Here is an 18,403-nt window from a genome sequence, read left to right as displayed (position 1 = left end):
AGTGGTCCGCGGGTAGCCTTCGACGCGTAACGTCATGAGCGACTCCACCCGATCGACGCGACGTGGCGAACGTGGGCGAACGGTCTTCCTCGCGCTATCCGCGACGCTGTCGGCGTTGGTGATGGTCGCGGCTTCGATCACCTTCGCCACGTACCTGTGGGCTCGAGGGCAGATCGTGACCTTCGACAACACCCAACCCGACGACCCCGAGGCGCCGATCGACGTCGTGGGACGGTGCGCGAACCGTTCATGCAACTATCTGTTGCTCGGCAGCGACTCGCGCGCGGGACTCACTGAGGAGGAGCTCATCGCCTTCGGGGACGATGAGCACCTCGGCGGGGAGAACCGATCGGACACGATCATCCTCGTCCACACCGAACCCGACCAACGCGAGGCCGTGTTCCTCTCGTTCCCCCGAGATCTGTGGGTCGACATCCCCGGCCTCGGGATGGGCAAGATCAACACCGCGTTCGAGGGCGGGATCGACCGCGGCGGACCGCAGCGGGTCGCTCGCGTCGTGAAGTCGCTCACGGGGATGCAGGTCCATCACGTGCTGTACGTGGACCTGGCGCGTTTCCAGAAGCTCGTCGACGCGCTCGGCGGCGTCGACATGTGCGTCCCCTATCCGATGTACGACCCCCTCTCGCTTCTGGACATCCCGGCTGGTTGTCAGCACTTCGACGGTCGGACGGCGCTCGCATACGTAAGGACGAGGCACCAGCCGTGCGACTCGGTTCCCGATTTCGCGCGCATCAGCCGGCAACAACAGTTCCTGCGCGCGGTGATCTCGCGCCTCCTGGAGCCGGGACAGCTGTTCCGGCTCCCCACGCTCGTTCCCGATCTCCTCGCGAACTTCGTCGTCGATCCCGGACTGCGGAACCCGGCCGATCTCGTCTACCTCGCCGGTCAGCTCCAGGGCCTCAGCACCGACGCCGCGGAGTTCCGGGCCGTCCCCTCGGTGCCGTCGTCCACGGTCGTCAACGGTCAGTTCCTGTCGACCGTCGAGATCGTCCAGCCCGAGGCCGACGAGCTGTTCCGCAGGATCCGCGATGGGCGTCCGCTCGGCGAGGTCGGCGCCACGCTCCCGCAGACACCGCCGTCGCCCGCCAACATCGTGGTCGCCGTTCAGGATCAGGGATCGGCGAACGCGAACGCCGTCTTCGATCTGTTGACCGACGGTGGATTCGACACGTCTCCCGGCACCGTGGAGGCTTCGCCAGACGTGCCGGTGAAGGGGTCGGTGATCCTCTATCGGCAGGGCGAAGAGGCGAAGGCGAGGGTCGTCGGCTCGTACCTCCGTGACCTCGAGATCGTCGGCGCCGCACCGGAGGCCTTTCCCAGCGACGAGGACGTCGCCGTCGTCGTGGGACGGAACTACGAGCTCCCTCCGCCAGAGGCCGATGGTCCGGTGGAGTGTCCCTAACGGTGCCGCACTAGCTGCGTTCGCGCATTGCCCCGAGGGCGTCGTCGAGTGATCTGAACGCGACCTCGGGTACGTACCGTCTCCGGACGAGGTCGCGTCCCCGTTCGCTCAGTGCCCGCCACGTCGCGTCGTCGGTGAGCACGCGGGTCAGCGCGCGAACGACGTCGTTCGAGTCGGTCGCCACGAGCAGGTCTCCTCCGGCGGTCACGTCGAGCCCCCTCGCGGCGTCGGCCGTCGCGACGACGGGCAGACCGCGGGCGAGCGCGTTCAGGATCTTCACGCGCGTTCCCGAGCCACCGAGCCCGACGTCGACGAAGGCGCGGGCTCGCCCGTACAGCGACTCGTCGTCGGGCGTGTCCAGGACGAGCTCGACGCCGGGCACCCTCGCGACGAGCGAGGTGAGCGAGCGCGGAGCCCCGGCGCCGGCGACGACGAGGCGAATCCCGGGCACCGCACGCTGAAGCGAGGGGAGCCCGTCGTGGAGGAACCGCTTCATCCCCTCCAGGTTCGGTGCCCACGAGAGCGTTCCGAAGAACAAGACGACGGGTTCGCGGGGTGGCTCGAGCGCTGGCCGTTCGAGGAGTTCGGGGTTGGCGACGTTCGGAAGGATCCGAACGTCGCCCACATCGGCGATCGCAATGAGCGCCGCGCGATCGTCCTCGGACACGGCGAACACGACGTCGAATCGAGGGACGATGCGCGTCTCGTAGCGCCGAACGCGTGCCGCCTCAGACCGCACGAGCAAGCGCCGGATCGGTGAGGTCTCGAGCTCGGCGTGGCGCTCCCACATCAGGTGTTCGGCGTTGTGCTGATGCAGGAGCTTCGATCCGCCGTATCCGCGCGGGAGGTACTGCGCCATCAACCACCCGTCGACGAACACGACGTCGTATCCGTTCGTGTCGACGAGTGAACGGACGGTCATCGACATCTCGTCGCTGTGGTTGCGCTCGACGCTAAGGGGGCGGCGTCGCAAATAGCTCGCGACGAGACGCACGACGGAACGCGGGCGGTGCAGGGGCACGGTCACGGTACGGCCGGCGTCGCGTCTCCATTCCTCCCCGGGACGAACGAAGCATGCGACGTCCACGTCGTGGTGCCGTTCGAGGTGCTCGAGCAACGCCGCCGACTTGATCGTCCCTCCGCTCCGGGCCTCGACGAGCGCGCGCGGCGTGAGGAAGAGAAGACGCATGTCAGCTCGTGCGTTCGGTCAGGGCGCGGAAGGGGAAGACGACCGTGGCCCGCACGATGCGTGGAAATCGCCCCGGCTCGAGCGCGAGCCGCCACGCCCACTCCAGGCCCACGCGATGGAGGAGGCGCGGCGCCCGCCGGAGGCGTCCGGCCCACATATCGAACGCGCCGCCGACGCCGATCAGGATCCGAGCGGACGGGATGTCGTCCGCGTGCTCGGCGATCCACCGCTCCTGCTTCGGGGCGCCGAGACCGACGAGAACTACCGCCGGTGCGACGCGTTGGAGTTCGCCGACGATCTCGTCGTCGCGCGCATGCGGACGCGCGCGGCCGTCGTCATCGATCGGGACGCCGGAGCCGACGAGGTGGACGCGCATCGACGGCACGCGGCGCCGCCACTCGGCGGCCGCACGCTCGGCGGGGGTGGCCGAGCCCCCGACGAAGGCGATCGGGAGGTCCCGATCGGAAGCGAGTCGAACCGCGAGCGCACCGATCTCCACACCGGGCCACCGTCGAATCCTTCGTCGCGCGAGGAGCGATTCCACCAGCGCGACGCCGGTCCCATCCGGGAGCGCCAGGTCTGCGGTGTTCAACAGCTCCCGATAGGACGGATCGTCGCGAGCACGAAGCAGGATCTCGGGGTTCGGCGTGAAGATGCGGCTCGCTCGATCCCCCTCGAGGAATCCGATACATGCGTGTTCGAGCTCCTCGCGCGACGCTACCTCGTCGAGCCGGACGCCGAAGATCTCGCGTGCCACTACGGACCCGGCGTGGCGGCCTCGGCGCGCGCCAGCGACGCATAGACCTTCTCCGCGCGATCGCGCAGGGTGGCCGACGCCCGGCTCCGGAAGCGCTCGCGGAGGTCCGCCTTCATTCGGTCGCGAAGGTCAGAGGGCCGGGGAACGATGCGTTCCAGGCGCTCGCCACCGCCGCGACGGCGGCGCCAGTCGTCGTCGATCTCGCGCATGATCCGTTCCACGTTGCTCGGCGTGGAGTCGAACTCGACCAGTTCGGTCCCGAAGCGACGGTTGACCCGACGGATCACCGAGCCCATCTGTCCGCCGGTGACCTCGTCGTACGTTCCGACGACGAACCCCGAACGCCGGGGTTGTAAGGGCTCGTAGAACCGCAGGAACCCGTGGAGCACATCGTTCGGCGTCCGCCGGGGGTGCCGGATCATGTTCGAGACGACGACGTCCTCGGGCGATCGGATCAACACGAGCGCCGGCACGGCGAGATCGATCGCGCGCAACACGTTCGCCGGCGCGTGAGTGTGATGGGCGACCTGGAGGACACGTGGCGCCTGTGCCAGATTGATCGTCGCCAGCGCGAACGACGACGCGCATCTGGGGAACGACTCGACCACCAGGTCGGTCCGCTCGTCGACGACGACGCCCTCTCCTCGGAGTCGTGTCAACGGAAGGGCAACGACGGGATACCGCGCGAGCGACGTCATGACGAGGTACCGAAGCCGCTCCACCGTCTCAGATGCTACTTGCACGCTGTTCGCCTACGGCGTCGCCGCGGGTGCGACCGGCCGAGCCAGCAACCTGGCCAGTCCGTCGTCCGAATCGAACACGACATCGTTGGGACCGGCCTGTTCGACCAGTCCTCCGACGTCGGCGACGAACGCCGGCGTCCCCAGCCGCTGTGCCCGGGCCAGCGCGCCCGACGACCACGCTCGCCGGTACGGGAACACGACGGCATCCGCCGCGGTGATCCACTCGTCGAACTCGGCGTCGGAGACGTAGCGCTCGATCATCGTCACGCCGCCGGTTCGTTCGCAGAGCGCCCGTAGCTCGTCGACGTAGCCGAGCGTGGCGGACGTCGGCGTTCGCACCGAGCCGACGATGTACAGACGTCCCGGCGAGCCCGCGATCCCGAAGGCCCGGACGGCGCGGTCGAACCCCTTGTCCGAGTGGATGAACCCCGCACACACGAACACCGAAGGCTCGTGTCCGAGATCGAGACGCGCGCGAGCCTCGTCCCGGCGGAGCACCGCGTGAACCGTGACGGAGGCCGTATGCGGCACGAGCGTCGCGTTCGTTCGGATGCCGTAGTCGCGCTCGAGCGCGCGGCGTTCGGCGTCGGTGTGGAACAGGAGCCGCGCTCGGGCGAAGGCCAGTCCCAGCAGCCGGTAGTCGGGACGAAGGCGAGATGGCGGCGCCGTCGCCTCGTGAACCAGGATCTCGACGGACGGCCGGCGGGCGACGAGCCACAGCAGCGACGCCGCCGTGATCACGTGCAGCACCGGCGTTCGCGGCCGGAAGTACAGACCCGGCTCGAAGTGCACGACGATCCGGTCGAACCTCCCCGCGATCCGCGCCGCCTGACGGAACGCGGAACCGCCGATGAACCGGAGTCGCACGTCTCCGTGGCCGTCCGGAGGTGAGAGGACGACGACGTCGTGACCCTCGTCGCGCAGCCGCGTCGCCTGCGCGGCGACGTACGCCCCGATCCCGCAGTGCCTCGGCGGGTACGGACCGACGAGCAGGATCCGCATCAGTGACGACCGCCCTCGTCTCCGACGGACCGCACGGCGATCGTTCCGTTCACGACGCTAACCAGCAGCCGCCGAGCGCAGAACGCCGGCCGTTCGACGCGCGGTCGCGTCCCAGTCGTAGCTACGTGCGCGTTCGAGACCTGCGCTCCGAAGACGCGCGCGGAGCGCCGTGTCCCGAAGGAGCGACTCGATGCCCGCGGCGATCGCGTCGGGATCGTGGGGGTCGACGAGTACGGCAGCGCCGTCGGCGAGCTCGGGGAGCGACGAGACGTTCGACGCGAGCACCGGCGTGCCCGATGCCATCGCCTCCAGGACCGGGAGCCCGAACCCCTCGTACAGCGAGGGGTACGCCAGCAGCTCCGCGCCGGCGAGCAGCGCCGACGCGTCCCGCTCGGACACGTATCCCGTCAGCGTGATGACGCCGCGGACCTCGGCGGGAACACCTGCCAACGCCTCCGCGACGGTGTCTCGTCGGTCCGGATCCCACGGCCTCGCTCCGGCAAGAACCAGACGCGGGCGAACGGAGCCATCCACGCGAGCGAACGCGTCGAGCATCCCCTGTAAGTTCTTCCGGCCCTCGAGACCGACGAACAGGACGTACGGCCCGTCGATCCCGTAGCGGTCGCGCACGCCGCGAACGTCGTCGTGGTCGCGCGGGTGGAAGACCTCAGCGTCGACGCCGAGGGGGATCACCTCGATGCGATCTCGTTCCACGCCGTACTGTTCCTGGACGTCGTCCGCCGTCGCGTTCGACGGGACGATGACCCGCGTTTCCCCGGTCAGCGTTCGCTCGAGGCTGCGGAGCCACCAGGGCACGGCGTGCGGCGCCGTCGACGGCAACAGGCGGAACCCCAGGTCGTGAACGGTGACGACGACGCGTTGCGCGCGCGTCGGCGGCGGAACGAAGTTCGGCCCGAACACGACGTCGCCACGAACGAACCACTCCATGCGCGGAAGATCGAGCCGGGCGACGGCTCGGTTGAACCACCTCGCGGGGATCGGCGTGCCGTGCTCGACGAGGGTCGACGCGCCGACGTCCGAGAAGAACCGGCGGCCGGTCAGGACGCCGCCGGCGTTCAGGTACCAGGCCACGTATCGCGTGGAAGGGTCGACCCGCGGGAGCCGCCGAACGAGCTGCCACGTGTAGCGTCCGACCCCGGTTCGGTGGGGCGCGGTCGCGGACCGCGCGTCGATGATGACCTGCATGGTTGGGCATCGTATCCACGAGCCGTGCGCGATCCGGGCGTTGGTAGGCTCGCGCGCACATGGCCGAGCCCGTTCCGCCGAACGACGACGACGCCCGGCGCATCCTCGAGCGCGAGCTCTACTGGGCGGGCGATCCGACGACGGCCGAGAGCGGAAGCACACGACAGCTCCGGATCGCGCTCCACGACTTCGCCGCGGCGCTCCGGGCGGACTCACGCTCGCGGGTGCCGAGGCAGGAGCCGCTGCTCGGCTCGGCTTCACGATGGAAGCGGAACGTGAAGGTTTCCTTCTATCTGGCTCTCAGGCCGGTCACTCACCGCTACGACCGGCTGCTCGCCGACCTGGCCACGCTCACTCGAATGCTCGCCGAGCGGCTCGCGGACGCCGAAGCGGAGATCGCGCAGCTCAAGGAACGTCTGGCCGATCGAGCCGGTGTCGACGACACCACCGCGCCGGGCGAACGCGCGACTCCCAGGCGTCGTACTCGTAAGCCCGCCGGGGAGGGTTGATGCGGATCGCCGTGTGTCACCCACAGACGCCGTTCGTCCGCGGGGGCGCCGAGACGCACGCCGAGCAGCTCGTGGGAGCGCTCCGCAAGGCCGGCCACGAGACGGACCTCGTTCTCGTCGCCGGGAAGTGGTACCCGGGGGCCGAGCTCGTCCACCAGATGGCAGTGTGGCGAAGCATGGAGCTGTCCGAGTCGAACGGCCTTCCGATCGATGTGGTCATCCCGCTGAAGTTCCCCGCGTACCTGATCCAGCACGAACGGAAGGTCGTGTGGCTGATCCATCAGCACCGGACCGCGTACGAGCTGTGGGACCACCCGGAATACGCGGATCTCGCACGGCAGAAGGACGCGGTGCTCGTGCGCGACGCGATCCACGCGGCGGATCGCGTCGCGCTCGGCGAGGCCAAACGCGTGTTCACCAACTCGAAGAACGTGCAGCGCCGGCTGTGGGACTCGCTCAAGATCCCGTCCGATCCGCTGTATCACCGGTCTCCGCTCACGGAGGACCTGCTCCGGCGCGAGCCGGGGCCGTACGGCGACGCGATCGTGTTCCCCAGCCGGTTCGAGAGCCTGAAGCGGCAGAGCATCGTGGTCGACGCGATGCGTCATGTGAAGACCGACGTGCGCCTGGTCCTCGTCGGGCGCGGTCCGGACGAGGATGCCCTCCGACGCCAGATCGGCGAGCACGGCCTGAGCGAGCGCGTGTCGATCGAGGTGGCCGTCCCGAACGAACGCCTTCGCGAGCTGATGCTCAACGCGCTCGCCGTGTACTACGGCCCGTTCGACGAGGACTACGGGTACGTCACGCTCGAGGGCTTCGCCGCGCGCCGGCCGGTCATCACGCTCACCGACAGCGGGGGTCCGCTCGAGTTCGTCGAGGACGGCCAGACCGGACTCGTTGCGCCCCCGGATTCGAAGGCGGTCGCCGACGCCTTCGACAGGTTGTTCGCGCAGCGCGACCTGGCGCGCCGGCTGGGGGAGGCGGGACGACGGTGTGTAGAGGAGACCGTCCCGGAGTGGCCGGAGGTGGTCGAACGGTTGCTCGCCTGATCGACCGGCTGACCACGCCGCAGCCGCGGTCGACCCCTGTCGTGTCTCGCGTCGCGTACGTGTCGCCCATGCCGCCGGCTCGGACGGGGATCGCCTCCTACTCGGTGAGCGTGCTCGGGTCGCTCGAGCGCACGGGGTATCTCCGGCATCGAGACGTCGACGTCGTTTGGCCGGTCAAGGCGAAGCACGACGTCATGATCCGGCGCTATCGCCTCGGCGTGTATCACATCGGGAACAACTTCGAATTCCACGGCGACATCTACCGCCTCGCGTCGCTCCACCCGGGGCTCGTGGTCTTGCACGACCTCGGCCTGGACGACCTCGTGCGCGCGCTCGTCGCGTCCGGTGATGCGCTGGGCTTTCGAGCGGGACGCGAGGCGTTGCTCCGCTCGGAGCGCATGACGCTCGCGGAAGCGCGCGAGAACGAACCGCTCAGGTGGCCATGGTGCGCGCACATCGCTCGAGTCGCACGCGGGATCGTGGTGCACTCCGAGTTCTCCCGCCGGTATCTGGCGGACTTCGGGTGCCGAACGCCGATCTTCGTCGTGCCCCATCCCGTAGTCGAGAAGGATGCGGACGTTCGTGCCGCCGCTGCGACGGGCGCTCGGCTCCGCGCGACGCTCGGCGTCTCGGGCGACGACGTGCTGGTCGTTGCGCCCGGAGACCTGAATCCGGCCAAGCAGCTCGAGGCCGTCGTCGACGCCGTCACCAGATGTCACGCGAACGTGTATCTCGCGCTCGTCGGCCGGCGGATCCCGACGTGGGACCCGGACCCCGTTATCGCCGCGAGCGGTCTTGGTCGTCGCGTCCATCTCGTGACCGACGTCACCGACGAGGAGTTCCTCGGATGGCTCCACGCCGCCGACGTCGTCGTCGACCTGCGGTTTCCGCACCGCGGCGAAGTGAGTGGCACGCTGATCCGCGCCATGCAGGTCGGCCGCCCGTGCGTCGTGAGCGGAGTCGGGACGTACCTCGACATCCCAGACGACGTCGTCGTTCACGTTGCACCGGGCAGGCCCGACCCGGCGGAGCTCGCCACGGTGTTCGGCGGGCTCGCCGCCGACCGCGACCGACGCGCGCGACTCGGCGAACGCGCCCGTGCGCACCTGCACGCCACCACGGGGGGCGACCGAACGGCGCGGGGCTACGAACTGGCGATCGAGTCGACGCTCGGGCTCGTATTGGATCCGCGACGCCTCGCGCTGGCGCGATGGGCCCGGGCGCTTTCGGAGATCGGCGTGACGAGCGACATGCTCGACGAGGACTTCGGTCTGAGCTACGTCCGCGGCCTCGACGACCTCGCCCCGACCCGATGAATGCCGGTGAGGAAGTCGTCGTTCGTACGTCCGAATCCTCGCGGCTGCGCGTCGTGCCGCGCATCCGAGAGATCGTTGCCAAGCGCGAGGTCCTGCTTAACCTCGTTCGGCGCGAGCTGAAGGTGAAATACGCCGCGTCACTGCTCGGCGCCGTGTGGTCACTGCTCAACCCGATCGTGTACCTCGCCGTGTTCACGTTCGTCAGCGAGGTCCTGGGCACGGCGGTCGATGACTACCCCGTCTACCTGCTCTCCGGCCTCCTCGCGTGGAACCTGTTCTCGACATCGATCGCCGCCGGTGCACGGTCGGTCGTGGACAACGCGAACCTGGTCAAGAAGGTGACGTTTCCCCGAGAGATCCTCCCCCTCGCGGCGATCGGGGTCGCCCTCGTCGACTACGTGCTCCAGATGGGCGTGCTCGTGCTGTTCATGCTGGTGACGGGGTACGCAGTCCCGGTCCCCGAGATCGCGCTGCTGCCGCTCGCGTTCGTCGCCCTTCTCGCGTGGGCGACCGCCCTCACGCTGTTCGTGGCGGCCGGGAACGTGCGCTATCGCGACGTGGGGCACCTGATCGGCATCGCGCTGCTCGTGTGGTTCTGGCTGTCGCCGATCGTGTACGCCGAGGCCCTGGCGCAGCGGTTCCTCGAGAAGGGCTCCGTCATCTGGACGGCGTACTTCATGAACCCGCTCGCGTCGATCGTGGCGGGCTTGCACCGCAGCTTGTACGGCAGGGTCGGCATGGGCGAGAGCGCCGCGCTGTTCGATGTGAGCATGGCGTGGCTGGCGCTCGTGCTGCTCGTGGTCCTCGTTGCGTCGCTCGTGCTGCTGCGGATCACGTGGGGGTACTTCTTCTCGCGAGCGGGCGACTTCGCCGAGGAGCTCTAGTCGGCCGAGCGGGCCTTTCGCGCCTTCCACGCCTCGACGCTCGGCCAGCGTCGCGCCCACTCCCACGACACGTCTGCGTTGCCCGTCGGCGCCCACTCGTCGGGCGCTCAGATCTCAAGCAGATCCTCGACCTCCAGGCCGTTCGATCGGAGGAGCCGAATCATGTCGCCGTGGGTCAGGTTGAACTCGATCGCGTCGACGTTCTCGCGTCGTCGTGCCACTCGACGCGGTGCATCCCGAAGTAGTCGCGATGCAGCGTCTCCTCGGCCGGCGCGTTGTCGTCGTCGGTTCGATAGGCCATCAGCAGCAGCGGCGTCCCCCGGACGAACAGCAGGCGGCCCCCGGGTCGAAGGACGCGCGCGGCCTCGGCCACCGGTACGGGTCGCACCAGATCGCCGCGCCGTACTCCGAGACGGCGTAGTCGAACGAGCCGTCACGGAACGGGAGGCGCTCGCCGTCGGCGTGGACGAGCGCGAAGTGCAGGTCGAACTCGTCCTGGAACAGCTGTGCCGTAGCGAGCTGTCGGCTCGAGTTGTCGAGCCCCACCGGCCGCGCACCCCGCCGGGCGAGCCAGGCCGATACGTACCCGGTCCCGCACCCGATCTCGACGGCGTCGAGACCAGCCAGGTCGTCGGGCAGTAAGCCGAGCTCCGATTCCGGAACGCCCAGATGCCCCAGCTCGGCTCCCGCGCCCACGATGTCCGACCGCGTTCCACCCAGTTCGGCGGGTCGTCGTCCCACGACGCGCGGTTCACCATTCACGGGGTCATGGGTTCGCGGGCCGTCGTCGTCGCTCACGTCAACCCCCGTGTATTGGATGAGACAGGCGCGATGCTACCCTCACGGCACCGATGACCAGCGAGAACGCACTCGCGTCCGCCGTCGACGCCATCGAGATCGACGGCGTCAGCAAACGCTTCCGGCTGTACAGGCAGAAGCCGTCCTCGCTCAAGCAGCGCGTCCTCACCGCGCGATCCCGAGCCGACGAGCTGTGGGCGCTCCACGACGTCTCGTTCGACGTTCGCGAGGGCAGCACGTTCGGGCTCATCGGTCACAACGGGTCCGGCAAGACGACGCTGCTGAAGTGCATCGCGGGGATCCTCCGACCGACGTCCGGGACGATCCGCCAGCGCGGTCGACTGGCCGCGTTGCTCGAGCTCGGCGCGGGGTTCCATCCCGAGCTCACCGGCCGCGAGAACGTGTACCTCAACGCGTCGTTCCTCGGGCTGTCGCGCAAGGAGACCGACCGCGTGTACGACGACGTTGTGGCGTTCGCCGAACTCGAGGAGTTCATGGACAACCAGGTCAAGTTCTACTCGTCGGGCATGCTCGTGCGTCTCGGCTTCGCCGTCGCCGTCCACGTCGACCCTGACGTCCTGCTCGTCGACGAGGTCCTCGCGGTGGGGGACGAGGCGTTCCAGGCCAAGTGCATCGAGCGTGTCAAGCAGTTCCAGCGTGAGGGGCGAACGATCGTCCTCGTCACACACGCCCTCGACACAGTTCGCGACATTTGCGACCGCGCAGCGATGCTCCACCACGGGCGCGTGCACTCGATCGGCGCACCCGACGATGTCGTTCGCGAGATGCGCTACGTATTGCTCGGCGTGACGGACCCCGGGTTCCTCCCGGAGCAGGGGAGTCGCGAGGCGGAGATCGCGGAGGTGCAGATCATCAGAGCGAATGGCTCCGGCGACGGCGACGTCCGGCGGCACGATCCCCTCACGATCCAGGTGGACGTCAGGACGAACGAGCCCGTCGACGATCTCGACGTCGACTTCGCCATCCTGGACGGGGCGACGAACCACCCCGTCCTCGACGCGCGCGCGTCGACGAACGGTATCGATCTCGGCCGTGTCGATGGGAAGCGGCGGGTGCGCTTCCGTATCGAGTCGTTCCCGTACGAGGCCGGGAAGTACTGGGTCACCGTCGGATTGTCCGCGCGGCCGACGGGGCACCTGTACCACGTGCAGACGCAGCGGTACGTGTTCGACGTCGTCGACGTTCCCCGCGTGCAGAAACGAGTCGACGCGCGCGTGGACGTTGAGGTCGACGTCCTGTGAGCGCGCGCACGGACCCGCTCGCGGGAGCATCTCAACCGAACCTCCGGAAAGGACCTCCCACCATGCTCATCGCGTTGATCCTTCTGTCCGTCGCGCTCGCCGCGGTGGCGCAGCTCACGCTGAAGACGGGGATGAACCACGTGAACGACGAGCTCGCTCCGGCGACGTTCTCGCTCAGCGGCCGCTCGTTGCGTGTCCTCGTCGGGCAGCCGTTCGTGTGGGGCGGGCTCTTTCTCTTCGGCGTATCCGCGCTCGTGTGGCTGGTCGTCCTGTCTCGCGCCTCGCTGTCGTTCGCGTATCCGTTTGCTGCGCTCACCTACGTCTCGATCCTGCTGTTCGATCACTTCGTGCTCAACGAGCAGGTGCCGGCGCTGCGCTGGGCGGGGGTCGCCTGTATCGCGCTGGGGATCTTCCTGATCTCCCGAACGCCCCATTCGTGAGCGCATGAAGGCCGTCGTTCTGGTCGGCGGGGAGGGCACCCGTCTGCGTCCGCTCACCGAGACGATCAAGAAGGAGCTCCTCCCGCTGATGGGGCGCGCGGTCCTCCACCACACGCTCGACCATCTGTCGCGTCACGGCGTGCACGAGGTCATCCTGTCGAGCTCGTACCTCGAGGACACGTTCCGCTCGTTCATCGACGCTCGGCGTGGCGATCCGACGATCACGTGGATCACCGAGACCGAGCCGCTGGGAACGGGGGGCGCGATCGTGAACGCGCTCGCCTCCGTCGGAACGGACGAGCCGTTCCTCGCGCTGAACGGCGACATCGTCACCGATCTCGACGTCACGGCCATGGTCGCCACGCACCGAACGCGCGGAGCCGCTGCGACGATCGCCCTTGCGCACGTCGACGACGCCCGGGCGTTCGGCCTCGTCGCGACGCAGGCCGATGGGCGCGTGACGGAGTTTCGGGAGAAGCCACAGGAACCAGTGCCCGGCGACATCAACGCGGGCACCTACGTGCTCGAGCCGTCGGCACTGTCGCGTTGGGAGCTCGGATCGCGCTCGATCGAACGCGACGTGTTCCCGGCGCTGATCGCCGACGGCCTTCCCGTCTACGGGTTCTCCTCGGACGCGTACTGGATCGATCTCGGAACGCCCGAGAAGTACCTGCAGGCGCACTTCGACATGCTCGATGGAAAGGTGGGGTCGGCCCGCGCCTACGCGGCGCCGTTCGTGGCCGATGATGCGGCAGTGGCGGCCGGTGCGCAACTGGGGCGCCGCGCCGTCGTATGCGCGGGTGCGCGGATCGAACGCGGCGCGGTCGTCGAGGACAGCGTCGTGCACCCGCACGCCGTCGTCGAAGAAGGCGCGACGGTGGGCCGCTCGATCCTCGGACCGCGCTCACGCGTGGGGGCCGGCGCAGTGGTCAACCGTTCCGTGCTCGCGGAGGGCGCGGCCGTTCCGGCCGGAGTCGCTCTGGACGACGCCCGGGTCTCCGCGGGGCAGGTCGCGGCGCCGACGGAACGAACGGGCGCGCCGGACCGAATGGGGTAGGATGCGCGCCCGATCGGCAGCCTCCACTATGCGAAGAGCGATCACCTGGACGTTCGTCGTGCTCCTCGCCGGCCTTCCGGCGGCGCCCGCGCTTGCGCAAGGAGACGACGAGTTCACCTTCTTCGGCTCCGGCTTCGGCCACGGTCTTGGGATGTCGCAATGGGGCGCCTACGGCCTGGCCCAGGAGGGGTGGACCGCTTCGAGGATCCTCCGCCACTTCTACTCGGGAACGAGGGTGGATCGAGCGGCCGCGCCCGCGCAATTGCGCATCGGACTCACGCAGGGGCGAGACGCGATCCATCTGGAGGCGGAAGCCGGCGACGTCGAGATCCGGGACGGCGATCAACGCGGCACCGTCTTCGCCACGATACCGAGCGGGGAAACGTGGCTCGTGCGCCCGACCGACAGCGGGTACCGCATCATCGACCAGCGCGGGAACACCGTCGGCACGGCGGGTGGTCCGGCCGCGCCGATCTTCGCTGTCTACGAGCCCCAGCAGGCTCGAGTTCGCATCCCCGAGGCGGGACACGCGTACAACCGGGGCTGGATCGAGTTCGGAGTGGACGACTGTTCGACGTCGTGCCGGATCAGGCTGATCCTGGTGACCTCGCCGCAGGAGTACCTCTACGGGCTGGGCGAGGTGCCGAGCAGTTGGCCCAAGGCCGCGCTCGAGGCGCAGGCGGTCGCCGCGCGGACGTACGCGATCACAAAAGCGTCGACGACGCAGCACCGGCCCGAGTGCGATTGCGCGTTGATGGCGAGCTCGGCGGATCAGGTGTACGCCGGGTGGGACAAGGAGGGCGGCCTCGACGGGGATCGGTGGGTCCGTGCGGTCGACGATACCGACGGCCTCATCGTGAAGGACGGCGGCGAGTCGATCCAGGCGTTCTACATGTCGTCCTCGGGAGGCTTCACCGAAGACAACGAGAACGTGTGGGGTGGAACGCCGATCGACTACCTGCGCGGCGTGTGCGACCCCGGCGATTACACGCAGGCGAATCCCAGCGCGACGTGGGACGTCACGTACACCGCGTCCCGGATCACCAGGCAGCTCTCACTTCGCATCGGCACGGTGACCGACTTCGTGAACGCCGAGCGCGGCGTCTCGGGGCGTATCGTCAGCATCATGGTTCGGGGCTCGAACGGCTCGAAGTCGATCAGCGGGTCGGCGCTTCGGGCGGCGCTCGGTCTCCGGGACGACCGTGTGTGGATCAACGCCAACCGGCACATCACGGGGGAGATCCGGGAGAAGTACGACGCGTTGAACTGTTCTCCGGGGCTTCCGAGATCGCGCCAGACGGCGATGCCGGGTGGCATGCGTCAGAAGTTCGAGGACGCGAACATCTATTTCTCGCAGGGTACGGGTGCCCACGAGCTGCACGGCCCCGTGCTCACGCGCTACCTCGAGCTCGGCGGACCCGGCGGCAGGTTCGGGTTCCCCCTCACGGACGTTCGACGGCTCTCGAACGGGAACCTTCGGGCGCGGTTCGAGCGCGGCGTCATCACCTGCGGTGACACCCGCTGCTTCACGTCGTAGTCCGCGCGAGCTTCGCTACGGAACGTTCGCTTCCGGGGCGTTGCTCGTTCCTCGGTACGCGTCGATGAACCCGGTGGCGACGGTGCGCGCCTGCGCCCCAGTGATCCCCGACGGGCACTCCCACAGCTTGTTCCACGCGGCGAGCGCGAGCCCCGTTCCGTCTTGGAGCGACGGGTACGGCGCCATGATGACCTTTTCCTCGGACCGGGCGAGACCTTGCAGGTTGCGGACCACGTCGTCGGGGAGCGCGTCCGGACCGTCGGGCCTGTAGTAGATCAGCACGTAGGCGTGCTCCAGGTTGTGGACCGCCCGCGTCTCCTCCACGGGTGCTTCGTAGACGTGCGGCTGGGGTGGCAGCGGCGAAGGATCGTGTGCACCGGCCACCGCCGGCTGCTGGCCGTAGTTGAACGACTCTCCGGGCTCGAGGTGCGTGCGGTCCGGCGTGCCGCTCACGGGCGTCTCGACGTCGCCGCAGCCGGCGGCGTCCGCGGCCTGCAGCGCGCCTTCGGGGATGTTGCCCGGCGCGCTCACCCGTGTCAGGAACAGGAACACTCCGGCCGCAAGTGCGGCGACGACGCCGACCTGGACAGCTCGCCGGGTGGCCTGCTTTCGGCGAACGGACTTGATCGCGCGTTCGCGCGCCTCACGCGCCAGTTCCTTCTTCTCTGCGCGCGAGCGGGAACCCGAGTCCGGACGAGCGGATTCGCGGCGCTCCATCGGCCGCGCGGGTGCCTCACTGGGGCGGCCGGGACGTCCGGCGGTGGAGCCGGGGGACGTCGCGCGCGGTCGGGCGCGTGGACGGCGTCGCTTCTTCGGCATCGGATCGGCTAGAAGGCTTGACCAGGCTCGGGCGCCTCGCCCAGGTACCGGCGCTGCCCGAACGGCGGCGCGCCGTACTGCGACGCGAACTCGAACGCCGCGGGCAGGCTGACGTCGGCGCACTCCTGAACGAAGTGCCATGCGACCAGCGCCATCCTCGTTCCCGCGGGGAGCCGGCCGGCCGCTCCCTGCTCGGGGTAGTCGTACGGCGCGACGATGACCCTGTCCCCCTCCGGACCAGAGAAGAACTCGCGGAGCGGATCCAGTTGTGGCCCCTCCGCATCCGGCGAGTACCAGACCACGACCGCGCCGTGCTCGAGGGAGTGGATCACCCGGTCGATCGGCGGCGGCGCGTCGTAGACGCCGGCGCCGAGCGGTATCTGGTTGTGCGGCCCGGACGCCGGCGGGACGCTCGGGTACGACGAGAGCGGGGGCAGCTGTGACGAGTCGCTGATGTGCCGCTGGTCGTCGGTCCTCGGGTTGTACGGGCCGACGTTGGTGACGTCGCCACATCCGGCCGCGGCCGTCGCCTCGGGCGCCCGGCGAAGCAGCTCGGCAGGCGACGCGACCGTCGGCCCGGGGCGGAGGACGAAGACCAGCACGACCGTCACCGCGCCGAGCAGTGCGACGATGATGCCGATGCGCCGCGTGCGCTTGGCGCGGTCCATCTTCCGCTGCAACGCCGCCCGCTCCAGGCGCGCCTGCGTTCGGCGCTCGGTCTTCGTCACGCGGCCACCGGTGGGATCTCTGTTCGCCATAAAGGTGTCCCGCCGGGCGCAGGAGCACCCCAGCGGCGGGAACATCCAGGATAGCTGTTGCGCGATGGCCGTCTTGCGGCGGTTCGCGCCCCTTCCTATGCTCGCGTCGCCTTCCCCGTTTTCGATGAATCGAGGACGTGCCGGGGGAGCCCGCGTCACCGAGCCGTCCGGGGGTCCGGGGGGTAGCACAGACGAGGTAACGAGCGTTGTGCGAACCCCCGGGAGAAAGGAAGGGAGGACCATGGCGACAACGGACACCAGGGAACGGCGCCCGGAGGGGCTCGAGGGCTATTTCCACCTCCGCGAGCGCGGGAGCGACGTGCGCACCGAGGTCATCGCGGGCCTGGCCACCTGGCTGACGATGGCGTACATCCTCGTCGTCAACCCGGCAATCCTCTCGTCGGTCCCGGACGCGAACGGCACGTCGCTCCCCTTCGATCAGCTCGTAACGGTCACCGCCCTCGCGGCGGGGGTGCTGACGCTGGCGATGGGGCTGTTCACGAACTACCCCTTCGCGATGGCCGCCGGGCTCGGGCTGAACGCGTTCGTCGCGTTCACGCTCGTCGCCGCGGCGGGGCTCACGTGGCCGCAGGCGATGGGCGTCATCGTGATCGAGGGTCTCGTCATCGCGGCGCTCGTGCTCACGGGCTTCCGCGAGGCAGTGCTGAACGCCATCCCCATGGACCTGAAGCGGGCGATCGGGATCGGGATCGGCTTGTTCATCGCGTTCATCGGGCTGGTGAACGCCGGCATTGTCGTACGTCCCGACGCCCCCGAGCCGATCGTCACGCTTGAGCCGAACCTCACAACGCTTCCGATCCTGACGTTCGCCATCGGCCTAGCCATCACGTCGGCGCTGGTCGCGTTGAGGGTCAAGGGCGCGCTGCTGATCGGCATCATCGCCACGACGATCGTCGCGAGCATCATCAACGCGTTCGCCGACCCGAACGTGTTCCCTCCAGGCGTCGCCACGTGGCCCGAAAGCGTCGTCGACACGCCCGATTTCTCTCTCGTCGGTAACTTCTCACTCGACCTGTTCGACGGCCAAACGATCGCGCTGGTGACAACGCTCGCGCTGATCCTGTCGGTGATGCTGTCCGACTTCTTCGACACAATGGGAACGGTGATCGGGGTCGGCGGTGAGGCCGGCCTGCTGACGCGCGACGGGAAGCTTCCAGGAATCCAGCGCGTCCTGTTCGTCGACTCGCTCGGCGCGGCTCTCGGCGGCGCGACCTCGAGCTCATCGAACACGACCTACATCGAGAGCGCTGCCGGAGTGTCCGAGGGCGGACGGACGGGCCTTACCGCGGTCGTCGTCGGGGTGCTGTTCCTGCTCGCGATGTTCCTCGCGCCGCTGCCGGGAGTGGTTCCGACGCAGGCGACCGCCCCCGTGCTCGTGATCGTCGGCTACTTCATGATGCAGATGGTCAAGGACATCGACTGGCGCGATCCGGGCGCCGGTATCCCCATCCTCCTGACGATGATCGTGATGCCGTTCACGTTCAGCATCACGAACGGCGTCGGCGCTGGGTTCCTGTCCTACACCGTGATCCAGGTCCTTCGGGGACGTTGGAACCAGGTGCACTGGCTGCTGTACGTGGTGTCGGCCGTGTTCCTCTGGTACTTCATCGAGGGTCTGGTGCCGCTGGGGTAG

The 18,403-nt window shown here is 68.9% G+C and carries 18 protein-coding genes; 10 read left to right on the top strand and 8 right to left on the bottom strand.

The genetic code is table 11. The features are described 5' to 3' along the window. Positions 1-34 precede the first annotated feature (34 nt). The gene (locus VFA08_14080; GenBank protein ID HYZ14716.1) at positions 35-1,423 is read left to right on the top strand and encodes an LCP family protein; all 1,389 of its coding nucleotides are present in this window, start codon (positions 35-37) and stop codon (positions 1,421-1,423) included. Positions 1,424-1,433: 10 nt separating this feature from the next. Here VFA08_14080 and VFA08_14075 read toward each other — a convergent pair whose 3' ends face one another. The 5 genes from VFA08_14075 to VFA08_14055 are packed head-to-tail and all read right to left on the bottom strand — an operon-like array spanning position 1,434 to position 6,320. After that, the gene (locus VFA08_14075; GenBank protein HYZ14715.1) at positions 1,434-2,612 is read right to left on the bottom strand and encodes a glycosyltransferase family 4 protein; all 1,179 of its coding nucleotides are present in this window, start codon (positions 2,610-2,612) and stop codon (positions 1,434-1,436) included. A gap of 1 nt (position 2,613) precedes the next feature. Further along, positions 2,614-3,369, bottom strand: coding sequence for a WecB/TagA/CpsF family glycosyltransferase (locus tag VFA08_14070; protein ID HYZ14714.1), 756 nt, complete (start codon positions 3,367-3,369; stop codon positions 2,614-2,616). Beyond that, entirely contained in the window at positions 3,369-4,091 is a 723-nt protein-coding gene (locus VFA08_14065; protein HYZ14713.1) for a hypothetical protein, read from the bottom strand. Before VFA08_14065 ends, VFA08_14070 begins: the two co-directional genes overlap by 1 nt. 30 nt (positions 4,092-4,121) lie before the next feature. Then, on the bottom strand, positions 4,122-5,114 hold the full coding sequence (locus VFA08_14060; GenBank protein ID HYZ14712.1) for a glycosyltransferase family 4 protein: 993 nt from the start codon (positions 5,112-5,114) through the stop codon (positions 4,122-4,124). A 57-nt stretch (positions 5,115-5,171) separates the two neighbouring features. Then, a complete protein-coding gene (locus tag VFA08_14055; GenBank protein ID HYZ14711.1) occupies positions 5,172-6,320 on the bottom strand; it encodes a glycosyltransferase family 1 protein in 1,149 nt (382 codons plus the stop codon). 59 nt (positions 6,321-6,379) lie between these two features. Between VFA08_14055 and VFA08_14050 the strand changes: the two genes are divergently transcribed. The 4 genes from VFA08_14050 to VFA08_14035 all read left to right on the top strand — a co-directional run bounded on the left by VFA08_14050 (position 6,380) and on the right by VFA08_14035 (position 10,078). Further along, on the top strand, positions 6,380-6,829 hold the full coding sequence (locus tag VFA08_14050) for a hypothetical protein (protein ID HYZ14710.1): 450 nt from the start codon (positions 6,380-6,382) through the stop codon (positions 6,827-6,829). Further along, positions 6,829-7,878, top strand: coding sequence for a glycosyltransferase family 4 protein (locus VFA08_14045; GenBank protein ID HYZ14709.1), 1,050 nt, complete (start codon positions 6,829-6,831; stop codon positions 7,876-7,878). The genes VFA08_14050 and VFA08_14045 overlap by 1 nt, the downstream gene beginning before the upstream one ends. 68 nt (positions 7,879-7,946) lie before the next feature. After that, positions 7,947-9,194, top strand: a complete 1,248-nt coding sequence (locus VFA08_14040; GenBank protein ID HYZ14708.1) for a glycosyltransferase family 4 protein — start codon at positions 7,947-7,949, stop codon at positions 9,192-9,194. Positions 9,195-9,247: 53 nt separating this feature from the next. Next, positions 9,248-10,078, top strand: coding sequence for an ABC transporter permease (locus VFA08_14035; GenBank protein HYZ14707.1), 831 nt, complete (start codon positions 9,248-9,250; stop codon positions 10,076-10,078). Positions 10,079-10,378: 300 nt separating this feature from the next. Here VFA08_14035 and VFA08_14030 read toward each other — a convergent pair whose 3' ends face one another. Next, entirely contained in the window at positions 10,379-10,876 is a 498-nt protein-coding gene (locus VFA08_14030; GenBank protein HYZ14706.1) for a class I SAM-dependent methyltransferase, read from the bottom strand. 53 nt (positions 10,877-10,929) lie between these two features. On the opposite strand from VFA08_14030, the gene VFA08_14025 reads away from it, so the two are divergent. From VFA08_14025 to VFA08_14010, 4 genes are all read left to right on the top strand, one after another. Further along, entirely contained in the window at positions 10,930-12,138 is a 1,209-nt protein-coding gene (locus VFA08_14025; protein ID HYZ14705.1) for an ABC transporter ATP-binding protein, read from the top strand. Between the two features lie 62 nt (positions 12,139-12,200). Next, a complete protein-coding gene (locus VFA08_14020) occupies positions 12,201-12,578 on the top strand; it encodes an EamA family transporter (GenBank protein ID HYZ14704.1) in 378 nt (125 codons plus the stop codon). Positions 12,579-12,582: 4 nt separating this feature from the next. After that, entirely contained in the window at positions 12,583-13,635 is a 1,053-nt protein-coding gene (locus VFA08_14015) for an NDP-sugar synthase (GenBank protein ID HYZ14703.1), read from the top strand. 28 nt (positions 13,636-13,663) lie between these two features. Continuing rightward, positions 13,664-15,172 (top strand): SpoIID/LytB domain-containing protein, encoded by a 1,509-nt coding sequence (locus VFA08_14010; protein HYZ14702.1) that lies wholly within the window; start codon positions 13,664-13,666, stop codon positions 15,170-15,172. A gap of 15 nt (positions 15,173-15,187) precedes the next feature. On the opposite strand, the gene VFA08_14005 is transcribed toward VFA08_14010, so the two are convergent. Together VFA08_14005 and VFA08_14000 are read right to left on the bottom strand one after the other, a co-directional pair. After that, positions 15,188-15,889, bottom strand: coding sequence for a DUF3105 domain-containing protein (locus tag VFA08_14005; protein ID HYZ14701.1), 702 nt, complete (start codon positions 15,887-15,889; stop codon positions 15,188-15,190). Between the two features lie 110 nt (positions 15,890-15,999). Beyond that, complete coding sequence (locus VFA08_14000; protein HYZ14700.1) at positions 16,000-16,719, bottom strand: DUF3105 domain-containing protein; 720 nt, start codon at positions 16,717-16,719, stop codon at positions 16,000-16,002. Between the two features lie 271 nt (positions 16,720-16,990). Between VFA08_14000 and VFA08_13995 the strand changes: the two genes are divergently transcribed. Then, a complete protein-coding gene (locus VFA08_13995; GenBank protein HYZ14699.1) occupies positions 16,991-18,403 on the top strand; it encodes an NCS2 family permease in 1,413 nt (470 codons plus the stop codon).

The organism is Actinomycetota bacterium (assembly GCA_035640355.1).
In the GTDB taxonomy this organism is placed as follows: domain Bacteria; phylum Actinomycetota; class UBA4738; order UBA4738; family HRBIN12; genus CALGFI01.
This window is presented reverse-complemented; position numbering and strand designations above follow the sequence as displayed.

What these genes read in the sequence shown, in the direction of transcription:
- VFA08_14020 (HYZ14704.1), top strand. Translation starts at nt 12,201, where the DNA reads ATGCTCATCGCGTTGATCCTTCTGTCCGTCGCGCTCGCCGCGGTGGCG.
- VFA08_14080 (HYZ14716.1), top strand. Translation starts at nt 35, where the DNA reads ATGAGCGACTCCACCCGATCGACGCGACGTGGCGAACGTGGGCGAACG.
- VFA08_14025 (HYZ14705.1), top strand. Translation starts at nt 10,930, where the DNA reads ATGACCAGCGAGAACGCACTCGCGTCCGCCGTCGACGCCATCGAGATC.
- VFA08_14010 (HYZ14702.1), top strand. Translation starts at nt 13,664, where the DNA reads ATGCGAAGAGCGATCACCTGGACGTTCGTCGTGCTCCTCGCCGGCCTT.
- VFA08_14005 (HYZ14701.1), bottom strand. Translation starts at nt 15,889, where the DNA reads ATGGAGCGCCGCGAATCCGCTCGTCCGGACTCGGGTTCCCGCTCGCGC.
- VFA08_14050 (HYZ14710.1), top strand. Translation starts at nt 6,380, where the DNA reads ATGGCCGAGCCCGTTCCGCCGAACGACGACGACGCCCGGCGCATCCTC.
- VFA08_14075 (HYZ14715.1), bottom strand. Translation starts at nt 2,612, where the DNA reads ATGCGTCTTCTCTTCCTCACGCCGCGCGCGCTCGTCGAGGCCCGGAGC.
- VFA08_14055 (HYZ14711.1), bottom strand. Translation starts at nt 6,320, where the DNA reads ATGCAGGTCATCATCGACGCGCGGTCCGCGACCGCGCCCCACCGAACC.
- VFA08_14045 (HYZ14709.1), top strand. Translation starts at nt 6,829, where the DNA reads ATGCGGATCGCCGTGTGTCACCCACAGACGCCGTTCGTCCGCGGGGGC.
- VFA08_14015 (HYZ14703.1), top strand. Translation starts at nt 12,583, where the DNA reads ATGAAGGCCGTCGTTCTGGTCGGCGGGGAGGGCACCCGTCTGCGTCCG.
- VFA08_14060 (HYZ14712.1), bottom strand. Translation starts at nt 5,114, where the DNA reads ATGCGGATCCTGCTCGTCGGTCCGTACCCGCCGAGGCACTGCGGGATC.
- VFA08_13995 (HYZ14699.1), top strand. Translation starts at nt 16,991, where the DNA reads ATGGCGACAACGGACACCAGGGAACGGCGCCCGGAGGGGCTCGAGGGC.
- VFA08_14040 (HYZ14708.1), top strand. Translation starts at nt 7,947, where the DNA reads ATGCCGCCGGCTCGGACGGGGATCGCCTCCTACTCGGTGAGCGTGCTC.